The following is a 10,911-nucleotide window of genomic DNA, read 5'->3' on the forward strand; positions in this document are numbered from 1 at the left end:
GCCATAGGTAGCAAATGAGCCGTAAGCGTGCCTGCGGGCCTGGGGGGAGGTCGACGGGGGCGTGGGGCGGCGCTGAGAGACGGAACGGGCCCGGACCGTGGGGGTGACGGTCCGGGCCCGGATGTGCAAAGGGGACTGTCCCCTTTGCACGTTAGGCGTGGTGGTTGGTGTGGAGGAGCTCCTCGGCGCGCTCGGAGTTGGGCTCGCCCAGGTAGTCCTGGTAGATGGCCTGAATCGCGGGGTTCTCGTAGGAGTTGCGGAGCTTGGCCCTGCGGTCGAGGCCCCAGAGGACGTCGCCGCGGACGCCCGCCAGCTCCTCGCCGTCGTGGATGGGCTGGCCGCCGCCGCCCGCGCATCCGCCGGGACAGGCCATGACCTCCACGAAGTCGTACTCCACGGCACCCTCGGCGAGGGCGTCCAGCAGGAAGGCCGTGTTGGCGAGGCCGTGGGCCACCGCCACGCGCACCGGCGTGCCCGCGAGGTCGAACGTGGCCTCCTTCCAGCCGTCGAGGCCGCGGATCTCAGAGAACGCGTCCGGGCGCGGGGTCTCGCCCGTCACCACGTGGTAGGCGGTGCGCAGCGCCGCCTCCATGACGCCGCCCGTGGCGCCGAAGATGACGCCCGCGCCGGTGGCGGTGCCGAGCGGCTGGTCGAACTCCTCCTCGGGCAGGGTGGTGGCGTCGATGTGCTCGGCGCGAATCATGCGGTCCACCTCGCGCGTGGTGAGCGAGACGTCAACGTCCGGGTCGCCGCAGGCGTCGTTCATGACGGGAATGGCCACCTCGGCCTTCTTGGCCGTGCAGGGCATGATCTCCACGCAGAAGATCTTGTGCGGGTCGATGTCCTTGAGCTCGGCGAAGTAGCTCTTGGCCACGGCGCCGAACATCTGGCCCGGGGACTTGGAGGTGGAGAGCTGGTCCACGAGCTCGGGGCGCACCGCCTTGACGTAGCGCACCCAGCCCGGGCAGCAGGAGGTGAACATCGGGAACGTGTTCTCGTCGCGGTGCGCGAGCTTGTGCAGGAGCTCGGTACCCTCCTCCATGATGGTGAGGTCGGCCGAGAAGTCCGTGTCAAAGACGTAGTCCACGCCCATCTGGCGCAGCGCCGCCACGAGCCGTCCGACGGTGGCCTCCTCGCGCGGCAGGCCCAGGCTCTCGCCCCAGGCGGCGCGCACCGCCGGCGCGATCTGCACCACGACGACCTTCTCGGGGTCGGCGAGCGCGTCGAAGACCTTCTGCGTGTCGTCGCGCTCGCGCAGCGCCCCCGTCGGGCAGTGCGTGATGCACTGGCCGCAGAGGGTGCAGTCGGACTCGGCGATCGAGCCGCCGCCGCGGACGTTCACGCTCGTGTGCGTGGCGCGGTTGGCGAGGTCCCACACGCCGAGCCCCTGGATCTTCTCGCACACCTGGATGCAGCGCAGGCAGTTCACGCACTTGTCGTTGTTGCGGATGAGCGGGAAGGACTTGTCCCACGGGTCGTGCATGAGACGCTTCTCGTAGGGCAGCTCGGAGATGCCGAGGTCGTTGGCGAGCGTCTGCAGCGTGCAGTTGCCGGAGCGCACGCAGCTCGTGCACTCGGAGTCGTGCGTGGCGAGCAAGAGCTCCACGTTCATGCGCCGCGCGGCGCGGACCTTGGGGCTGTTGGTGCGCACGACCATGCCCTCGAGCACGGTGTTGTTGCACGCGGCGACAAGCTGGTCGATGCCCTCGATCTCCACCACGCAGACGCGGCAGGCGCCGATCTCGTTGAGGTCCTTGAGGTAGCAGAGCGTGGGGATCTTGATGCCCACGGTGGCGGCGGCGTCGAGGATGGACGTGCCCTCGGCCACGCTCACGGCGCGGCCGTCGATGGTGAGGTTTACCACTGCTCGATCCTCCCCCCGCGGAACGCGCCAAAGCCGAAGTGGTCGCAGCGCAGGCAGCGCGAAGCCTCCTGGTGCGCCTCCTCGTCCGTGAGGCCGTTCTCGACGATGTCGAAGTCATGGATGCGCTCGGCCGCCTCGCGCTCGCGCATCTCGCAGCGCGCGCAGGAGATCTTGCCCTTGAACTGCACGGGCGGCAGCTCCACGTCGAGCTCGATCTGGTGGTTGTAGCCGAGGTAGTTGTCGATGTTGCCGGCCGCGACCTTGCCCGCGTTGATCGCGCGGATGACGGTGGCCGGGCCGCTCTGGCAGTCGCCGCCGGAGAAGAGGCCGTCCTGGCCGGGCACGGCACCGTCGGAGTCCGTGACGATGCGGCCCCACTTGCAGGGCACGCCCCGCTCCTCAAAGGTGGCCGAGTCGATGTCCTGGCCAATGGCCACGATCACGCGGTCGCACGGAACCACCACGTCGCCGCCCTCGGCCGCCCTCGGCGCGGGGCGCCCGCGCTTGAGGCCGCCGATGATCTGCGGCTCCACCTTGAGGCCGGCCACGCGCCCGGCCTCGTCCACGACGACCTCCTTGGGCGCGTGCAGGTCCATAACCTCGCAGCCCTCGGCCTCGGCGCCGGCGATCTCCTCGTCCTGGGCCGTCATGTCGGCCACGCGGCGACGATACGCAATGATGACCTTCTCGGCGCCCAGGCGCACGGAGGTGCGGGCCACGTCCATGGCCACGTTGCCGCCACCCACCACGGTGACCGTGAGGCCGCGGAAGTCGGGCGGGTTGTTGTCTCCCATGTCGCGCAGGAGCTTGACGGCGGACATGACGCCCTCGGCGTCCTCGCCCGGAAGGCCGAGCTTCTTGTCCGCGTGCGCGCCGATGGCCAGGTAGACGGCATCATAGTCCGCGCGCAGGCGCTCGAGCTCCTCGCCGTCGACCGCATGGTTCTTCTCGACGTCGATGCCGCAGTCCAAGATCCACTGAATCTCGGAGTCGAGCTGCTCGCGCGGCAGGCGGTAGTTGGGGATGCCGTAGCGGAGCATCCCGCCGAGGTGCGCGCGCTGCTCGAAGATCGTGACCTTGTGGCCCATGAGCGTGAGGTAGTACGCACAGGAGATGCCGGCCGGGCCGCCGCCCACCACGGCGACGCGCTTCCTCGTGGGGGCCTTGATGACGGGGCGGTAGTCGCCGGCGTGGTCCACGGCGTAGCGCTTGAGACCGCGGATGTTCATCGGGTCGTCCACCATGCCGCGGCGGCAGTGCATCTCGCAGGGGTGCTCGCACACGAGGCCGCAGACCAGCGGCAGCGGGTTGTCCTTTCGGATGAGGCGCACCGCCTCGGTGTAGCGGCCGGCCTCGACGAGCGCTATGTAGCCGGGAATGTCCACGCCGGCCGGGCAGCCGGAGACGCAGGGCACCGTCTGGTGCTGCGAGAAGCCGCAGGCGTGCTTGGTCACGTGGTGCTCGAAGTCGTCCCGGAAGCCGCGGATGGCCATGAGGGCCACCTCGCCGGCCTCGTAGCCGATCGCGCAGTCGCTCGAGAGGTAGACCGTGCGCGCGGTGGACTCGATGAGATCGAGCGTCTCCAGCGTGGCGCGGTTGTTGAGGACGTCGTTGAACAGGTGGCGCAGCATGCGCAGGCCGTTTCTGCACGGCGTGCACTTGCCGCAGCTCTGCGTGGCGCACATGGCCACGTAGGAGGCCGTGAACTCGACGGGGCACGGAGCGAGCGAGCTCACCGAGAGGCGCTTCTCGAGCATCTCGTGCATGCTCGACATGATCGCCTGGGACTCGCTCTGCTCCATGACGTGCATTCTTGCCATAGGCCCTCTCCTTGCACATCCGGAGGTGTACGGGTGCCGGCGCCCCTCAGCGCGGCACATTTGTCTGAGCGTAGGCGCGCCGCCCGCGCGGGCGGCCGGGCATTCGGCGAGCAGCACCGTTTGGGTTGGCGGACGGCCGCCCGCCCCGTGCCCGCTTGACGCGACTGCTCGGCGCGCTCGCCTGGCGCGACAAGAACCGCGCCGGGTGCGCGGGGGCGGGGCCGGGGCCGCTGCCAGGAACCGCGCCGGGTGCGCGCCGGGCTGCGCGCACTCGACAAAACCCGTGTCCGCACGGACACAAAACGCCCCGGGTGCGCGCCCGGGGCGCCGGGCGGGCGCGCACCCGGCGCGGTTCCTGGCAGCGCGGCCCGCGGCGGGCCCCGGGCCGGAAGCGCTGCCGCGCGCAACCCGCCCGCCGGGCGAGAAGGACGCGCCGCGCCCAAGAGTGAGGGGTACAATTGCCAGGAGAGGAAGATTCTCTGCATATATGAAGCGCTGAACTGGCAGTTTTTAGTAAGAGAACTTAAATAAGTATGTAAGCGGCGCGTCATGGGGACGCACCGCCCGACGGAAGGGAGCGCTCATGAGAGCCACCTTGAGAGATCGTGTCCTGCACGGCGTCGTCTGCTCCATCGCCATCCTGCTCGCGGTCTGCGCCGGCGTCGCGCTGGGCGGCTGCTCGAGAGAAAACCCCGAGCAGGAGATCAGGGCCGACCTCACGGCGAACTTCGATGAGATCAAGGAACTCGACGAGGCGACCGTCTCCGAGATCTCCTCCGGCATGGACGCCTCCGCGTTCGAGGCCTACGGCATCGCGCCCGAGGACGTGGTCCGCCTGCTCCTCGACGGGTTTGACTACGAAATCGGCACCGTCAGCGTTGACGAGGACGGCAAGACGGCCACGGCGGAGGTCTCAGTCACCTGCAAGTCGGCCACCGGGGTCAGCGACGCGGCCGCCCAGGCGGCGACCGAGCTCATGGAGGAGATCATGACGGACCCCTCCGGGGCAGAGCTGCTCTCCGACGAGGACGCCATGAACGCGCGCATCGGACAGGTCGTGCTGGCCGCCCTCGACGCGCTCGAGATCCGAGAGACCACGGTCGAGGTTCCCTACGCAAAGACCGACGGCGTCTGGCAGGTCTCGGACTCCTCGTGGATCGCGGGGATGTTCCAGTAAGGCCCGCGGGGCGCCGGGCCGCAGGCCGCAGGCCGCGGGGCGCCGGGGGCGCAGCGGGCTGCTGTCCGCCGTCTCCCGGCGCCCCGTCGCGTCCCTTGCGAGCCGGCGTCCCCGGGCGCAAAACGTGACCCCTACCCTGCCTCCTCCGTCATGAAACGAGGGTGGAGGCTATGCGGGCGGCGTCCGTGGCGTCCTTGGCGTAGAAGTCCGCCCCCACCATGCGGGCGTACTCGGGCGTGAGGACCGCGCCGCCCACCATGACCTTGCACCAGGGCGCGCGCTCGTGCAAAAGCTCGATAGTCTCCGCCATCGCGGGGACGGTCGAGGTCATGAGCGCCGAGAGCCCCGCCAGGGGCGCGTGGCGCTCCTCGACCGCGGCGAGCACGGTCTCCGGCGCCACGTCGCGCCCCAGGTCAACCACGTCAAAGCCATAGTTCTCGAGCAGCATGCGCACGATGTTCTTCCCGATGTCGTGAATGTCCCCGCGCACGGTGCAGATCACCACGGGACCCTTGCCGGCCGCAGGGGCGCCGTCCCTCCCGCTGGCCGCGCGAATCACCTCAAAGCCCGCCTTGGCCGCCTCGGCGGAGGCCATGAGCTGCGGCAGGAAGAACGTCCCCGCCTCAAAGCGCCGGCCCACCTCGTCGAGGGCGGGAATGAGGATCTCGTCGATCGCAAAGAGCGCGTCATGGGCGAGAAGAACCTCGCGCATGGTGTCGGCCATGGGTCCGTCACGCCCCACGAGCACGAGCTCGCGAGCGCGCTCGACAGGATCGTCCGAGAGGCCCGCGGCGGACGGCGGGAGGTTCTTCTCGCCCGCCGGCGAGGGCGCGCCCGCGGGGGCGACGTCCGAGCGATCGGCGTAGTGCTCCACGTAGAAGCGCGCCTGCGCGTCCTCCCCCGAGAGCACGCGCCAGGAGTCGACGACGTCCATCATGCGGCGGCTCCCGGGGTTGATGATCGCGAGGTCAAGCCCCGCGGAGAAGGCGGCCGCCAGGAAGGTGGCGTTGAGCAGGGGACGGAAGGGCAGGCCAAAGCTGATGTTGGAGACGCCCAGGACCGTGCGGACGCCGGGGAGCTCCGCCTTGACGGCGGCGATGGCGTCCAGGATCGCGCGCGGCGCGCGCTGGTCGGTCGAGGCCGCCATGGCGAGGCAGTCGATGACGACGTCGTGGCGCGGGATGCCCGCCGCGTCCGTCGCCGCCACGATCGTGCGCGCGATCTCCACGCGGCCGGCGGCCGTGTCGGGGATGCCGGTCTCGTCGAGCGTGAGGCCCACGAGCGAGCAGCCGTAGCGCGCGGCGAGGGGCACCACGGCGGCAAGGCTCTCGGCCTTGCCGTTCACCGAGTTGATGAGGGGCTTGCCGGGGTAGCCGCGCACCGCGGCCTCGATGACCGCGGGGTCGGAGGCGTCGATCTGGAGGGGCAGCGTGGTCACGCCCTGGAGCTCCGACACGAGCTGGCACATGACGGCGCGCTCGTCGATCTCGGGGAGGCCGGCGTTGACGTCAAGGATCTGGGCGCCCGCGGCCTCCTGCGCGATGGCCTCGCCCATCACGAAGTCATGGTTGCCGCTGCGCAGGGCCTCCTTCATGCGACGCTTGCCCGTGGGGTTTATGCGCTCGCCAATGACGCCCACCTGGCCGGGCGCGAGGGAGACGAGCCTCTGGGGGCCCGCCACGGCAAAGCGGTCGCGGCGCGGCCGCGGGGCGGGGCGGCGCGCGTCGAGCAGGGCGCGCTCGGCGGCGATGTGGGCGGGGGTGGTGCCGCAGCAGCCGCCCGTGATGGTGACGCCCGCGTCGAGCATCCCGGCCACCGCCTCGGCGTACGCCCCGGGGTCCACGTCAAAGACCGTGGCGCCGTCCACCACGTGCGGCAGGCCCGCGTTGGCCTGCACCATGACCGGGCAGCTCGCCCAGGGGAGCATCCGCTCGACGAGCGGCGCCACCTCGTCGGGGCCGAGCGAGCAGTTGACGCCCACGGCGTCGGCGCCGAGCGAGGAGAGCGTGAGGGCCGCGACCTCCGGCGTGGTGCCCAGGAACGTGCGGCCGTCCTCCTGGAAGGTCATCGTGACGAGGACGGGCAGGTCGGCGTTCTCGCGGGCGGCCAGGACGGCGGCCTTGGCCTCGGCGAGGTCGGCCATGGTCTCCACGACGACGAGGTCGGCGCCGGCCGCCGCGGCCGCGCGGACCTGGCGGGCAAAGAGCTCGTAGGCGTCGTCGAAGGCGAGCGGGCCCATCGGGGCGAGGAGCTGGCCCGTCGGGCCGATGTCGGCCGCCACGTAGCGCGGGCGGGCGGCGCGGGCGCAGGCCACGGCCGCCGCGAAGACCTCCTCCACGGAGGCGGCGTCGCCGAGCTTGTCCGCGTTGGCCCCAAAGGTGTTGGTGGTCACCACGTCCGCCCCGGCGGCCACGTAGGCGGCATGGACCTCCGTCACCACCTCAGGGTGCGTGAGGCACAGAAGCTCCGGCAGCTCGCCGGCCGCAAGGCCGCGGGCCTGGAGCTCGGTCCCCATGGCTCCGTCAAAGAGCAGCAGGGCCTCGCCGGCGAGCGCGGCGCGCAGGAGGTCGGTGTGGGCGTTGGTGGACACGGGCATCCCCCTTGGTCGAGGTGTCTGACGACGGTCTTTTGTGACAGATTACCCTGTCGCCCCTGTCAGGTCGCGGCAGGTGGAGCCGGTGGGGCGAATCTTGCAGAAGTCGCGGCTGAGGCACTCGTCGCAGGCCACGTAGGCGCGCTCGCGCGGCTCCTCGAACAGGCCCACCACGGCGGTGACGCTCTTGGTGGGCGACATGAGCAGCGTGGCCGAGAGGGTGATGCCAAGCGCGCGCTGCGCGTCGAGCGAGGACAGGAGGACCGGCTGGGTGGCAAGCGGCAGGTCGCCGTAGCCGGGCGAGAAGCGCGAGCCGGTGTAAAGGCCGCGCGCGGCGGCCTCGGCCACGATGTCCGCCTCGGCGGCGTCGGCCGCGCGCTCCACGAGCGCCGAGCCCGCGGCGTCAAAGACCACCTCGGCCACGCGGTCGGTGAGCGAGAGGCGCCTGAGCTCAAGGTCGACCCCCATCCCCGCGGTCACGGCGAGCACGCCCACGGCCACGGCCCCGTCAAGGTGCCGCGCGATGGAGCTCCCCTCGAGCGCGAGGGCCGTGCCCGCGAGCTCGATCACGGGGCGCCCGTCCCTCCTGCCGCGCCGCGCCACGTCAAAGACGCGCGTCACCCCACGGGGGCGCGCCGCCGCCAGGCAGCGAGCCACGACCTCGTCGATTCGCGCGTCGAGCTCCGGGACGATCTTCTGCCCCGAGTGCCCGAGGTAGCGCAGGACCTCCCCGCGCTCCACCGAGGCGATCTCGTAGGCCCGAGCGACCCCCGCCACGCCCTAGGCCCCCAGGTAGCCGCAGGCGAGAAGGACCTCGCGGGCGGCATGGGCCACGGAGGGCTTGTTCATGCTGTAGACGTGCAGGCCGTCCACGCCGTTGGCCGCAAGGTCCGCGAGCTGCTCGCAGGCGTACTCGAGGCCCGCGCGGGCCTGGTCGGCGGGGTCGTCCCCGGCGAGCACGAGCCGCTTCACGACCTTGGCCGGGATGGACGCGCCACACGTGAAGGCCATGCGCTGGATCTGCTTCACGCTCGTGAAGGGCATGATGCCCGCCACGATGGGCAGGCGCACGCGATGGCGCAGGCACTTCTCGCGGAAGCGGTAGAAGTCCTCGTTGTCAAAGAAGAGCTGGGAGACCAGGTAGTCGGCGCCTGCCTCCTGCTTGAGGTAGAGCGCGCGGTAGCTCTCCTCCTCGTCGGGCGACTCGACGTGGCCCTCCGGGTAGCAGGCCGCGCCGATGCAGAGCTCCGACCCGCTCGCACGCAGGTACGCGATGAGGTCGGACGCGTGTGCAAAGTCGATCGGATCGCGTCCCGGCGCGCGGTCGCCGCGCAGGGCGAGCACGTTCTCCACGCCCGCCTCGGCAAGCGACGCCACGTAGGCGTCCACGTCCGCGCGAGAGGACCCCAGGCAGGTGAGGTGCGCGAGCGCCGTGACGCCGAGGTCTCGCTCGATGGAGGCCGCAATGGGAACGGTGTTGGCGGAGTTGCCCGACCCGCCCGCAGAGTAGGTGACCGATATCCAGTCGGGTCGGTCGGCTGCCATCTCGCTCGCCACCGCGTACGCGCTCTCGAGGGGCATCTCGCCCTTGGGCGGGAAGATCTCGAAGGAGAACGTCTGGCGACGGGCGAGCTTCTCGGTGATTCTCATGCGGTCCCCTTTCCTCTGCGACCGACCATTGTACGGGCAGGCCGCCCAAACGCCCGGGGACACGGGCGATTTGTCACGGGGCCGCAATCGTTCCGGCGGCGGGAGCGCGGCGCCCGTCCTTCTCGCCCGCCGCCGGCGCAGCACGCGTAGCCTGCGTTTGCCGCCGGCGCAGCACGCGTAGCTTGCGTTTGCCGCACATTCCGAGTTACGCGTGCAAAAGATCGAACCACCGGATGCGCAACCTCTGAAAAGGGCGCAATCTGCACGGAAATCCCGGGTTACGCATCCTTCACCCCATGCGTAACTCGCAATGCGCGCACATCGTGAGTTACGCATGCAAAGTGAGTTACGCATGCAAAGACGTCGGGGGCGCGGGTGATTTTCGCGCGGCCGGCAGGGAGGCACGGCGCTCGCGAGGTTCTTCTCGCCCGGCTGAGGCGCCGCATGCCCCTACGCCATGAAGGAGGGCATGCGCCCGGCCGTCGTGGCCTCGGCGATGTCCTCGAGCGCACGGGCCACCGAGTCCTCGCACGCGGGGCCGATGCGCCAGCGCGCGGTCGCAAGGACCGAGGGGACCGCGTTGGCCACGGCCACCGAATTGGGGTAGTGGCGAAGCAGCGCGAGGTCGTTGTCCGCGTCGCCGAAGCAGCAGACCTCCTCCGGGACGAGCCCAAGGCGCTCCATGAGGAAGTCGCCGCCATGGTCCTTGCCCACGCCGCGCGGCATGACGTCGATGTGGGGCGTTCCCGGCATGGGCAGCAGGAAGTCGAGGTCGGGGCAGGCCCGGTCGAGCTCGGCGGCGAGCTCCTCGCAGCGGGCAAAGCTCCCGGCAAGCCGCACGTTGGCCTTGTAGCAGGGCTCCGCGGGGACCTCGGGCACGCTTGCGGAGACGCCCCAGAAGGTCTCCGGATGGGCGCGCACGAACTCCAGGTCCCGAGCCACGATCGTCTTGTCCTCGCCGATCTCCACCACAAGGCCCGCGGCCGGCTCCCCGGCGAGCAGGGCCGCCAGCCCGCAGAGCGCCTCGCGGGGAAGCGGGACGCGCTCGACGAGCTCCCCGTCCAGGTACACGAGCTGGCCGTTGCTCGTCACCGCGGTCGAGCAGGCCGCGGCGTCTCCGTCGAACATCCAGGGGAGGTCGCGGAAGTGGCGCCCGGTGCAGGGCACCACGCGCACGCCCGCACGCTGCGCCCGCCTGATAGCGGCAAGGGCGCGGGCGGAGACCACGTGGTCCTCGCGCCAGATGAGCGTGGAGTCGAGGTCGGTGAGCACGAGCCTGATCACAGGTCCTCCAACAGGGTCGGGCCGCGCGGGCACGGAGAAGAGCTCCCAACGCCGTGCGCTCGCGCGCGGCCCTGCGCCCTCCGGGGTCGGGGGCCGCCGGGTGGCGCGCTGGGTGCCGAGCGTTGGGATCCCCGGCGCCACGTCCATTCTAGGCGCAGGCGCGCCGGGCGGGGGCGCGGGACGCCAAAGTCCCGGCCGACGGCGCGCGGGCGGCCGTGGGCTCACCCCCGCCCGCACACGATGGCCAGGGCCGCCAGCGCGATCCCGGGCGCAAGGGGCAGGGAGGGCGGAAACGCCGCGCGCACGTCCGCCCGACGACAGAGCGCCCCCACCGCAAGCCGCGCCAGCCCAAGGAGCGCCCATCCCGCCACGGAGACCAGGCAGGACGCCATCACGGCGAGAAGCCCCGCGAGCGGGCCCGTCCAGACCCCCACGGCACTGCGCGATCTTTCCCACGGAGTTCGGCCCTGCCGTCGTGGTGGTTCTTCTCGCCTCCATGGCGGTGAAGCTCTGGATGGCCGCC

Annotated in this window: 8 protein-coding genes; 1 reads left to right on the forward strand and 7 read right to left on the reverse strand. The window is 71.1% G+C overall.

All coding sequences use genetic code 11. The annotated features are described in order from the left end of the window. Nucleotides 1–151: 151 nt before the first annotated feature. Both B5F84_RS07605 and B5F84_RS07610 read right to left on the reverse strand, forming a co-directional pair. Nucleotides 152–1,864: an NADH-dependent [FeFe] hydrogenase, group A6 gene (locus B5F84_RS07605; RefSeq protein WP_087322418.1), complete on the reverse strand. Its 1,713-nt coding sequence runs from the start codon at nucleotides 1,862–1,864 to the stop codon at nucleotides 152–154. Beyond that, nucleotides 1,858–3,684 (reverse strand): NAD(P)-binding protein, encoded by a 1,827-nt coding sequence (locus B5F84_RS07610; RefSeq protein WP_087322420.1) that lies wholly within the window; start codon nucleotides 3,682–3,684, stop codon nucleotides 1,858–1,860. The genes B5F84_RS07605 and B5F84_RS07610 overlap by 7 nt, the downstream gene beginning before the upstream one ends. Before the next feature lie 583 nt (nucleotides 3,685–4,267). Here B5F84_RS07610 and B5F84_RS07615 point away from each other — a divergent pair. Next, nucleotides 4,268–4,861, forward strand: a complete 594-nt coding sequence (locus B5F84_RS07615; RefSeq protein ID WP_087322422.1) for a hypothetical protein — start codon at nucleotides 4,268–4,270, stop codon at nucleotides 4,859–4,861. 148 nt (nucleotides 4,862–5,009) lie between these two features. Here B5F84_RS07615 and B5F84_RS07620 read toward each other — a convergent pair whose 3' ends face one another. The 5 genes from B5F84_RS07620 to B5F84_RS09595 form a co-directional block, all read right to left on the reverse strand. Next, entirely contained in the window at nucleotides 5,010–7,457 is a 2,448-nt protein-coding gene (locus B5F84_RS07620) for a homocysteine S-methyltransferase family protein (RefSeq protein ID WP_087322423.1), read from the reverse strand. Between the two features lie 42 nt (nucleotides 7,458–7,499). After that, nucleotides 7,500–8,231: a vitamin B12 dependent-methionine synthase activation domain-containing protein gene (locus tag B5F84_RS07625; protein ID WP_143786075.1), complete on the reverse strand. Its 732-nt coding sequence runs from the start codon at nucleotides 8,229–8,231 to the stop codon at nucleotides 7,500–7,502. Nucleotides 8,232–8,234: 3 nt separating this feature from the next. Beyond that, a complete protein-coding gene (locus B5F84_RS07630) occupies nucleotides 8,235–9,104 on the reverse strand; it encodes a methylenetetrahydrofolate reductase (RefSeq protein ID WP_087322426.1) in 870 nt (289 codons plus the stop codon). A 450-nt stretch (nucleotides 9,105–9,554) separates the two neighbouring features. Beyond that, nucleotides 9,555–10,388 carry an HAD family hydrolase gene (locus B5F84_RS07635; protein WP_158094516.1) on the reverse strand — a complete coding sequence of 278 codons (834 nt, stop codon included), beginning with the start codon at nucleotides 10,386–10,388 and terminating at the stop codon, nucleotides 9,555–9,557. Between the two features lie 221 nt (nucleotides 10,389–10,609). Then, nucleotides 10,610–10,822: a hypothetical protein gene (locus B5F84_RS09595; RefSeq protein WP_158094517.1), complete on the reverse strand. Its 213-nt coding sequence runs from the start codon at nucleotides 10,820–10,822 to the stop codon at nucleotides 10,610–10,612. Between the last annotated feature and the right edge of the window lie 89 nt (nucleotides 10,823–10,911).

The organism is Olsenella sp. An290 (assembly GCF_002159535.1).
In the GTDB taxonomy this organism is placed as follows: domain Bacteria; phylum Actinomycetota; class Coriobacteriia; order Coriobacteriales; family Atopobiaceae; genus Thermophilibacter.

Bases quoted from the DNA above. Each gene is read 5' to 3' on its own strand.
- B5F84_RS07615 (WP_087322422.1), top strand. From the start codon at position 4,268: ATGAGAGCCACCTTGAGAGATCGTGTCCTGCACGGCGTCGTCTGCTCC.
- B5F84_RS07620 (WP_087322423.1), bottom strand. From the start codon at position 7,457: ATGCCCGTGTCCACCAACGCCCACACCGACCTCCTGCGCGCCGCGCTC.
- B5F84_RS07630 (WP_087322426.1), bottom strand. From the start codon at position 9,104: ATGAGAATCACCGAGAAGCTCGCCCGTCGCCAGACGTTCTCCTTCGAG.
- B5F84_RS07610 (WP_087322420.1), bottom strand. From the start codon at position 3,684: ATGGCAAGAATGCACGTCATGGAGCAGAGCGAGTCCCAGGCGATCATG.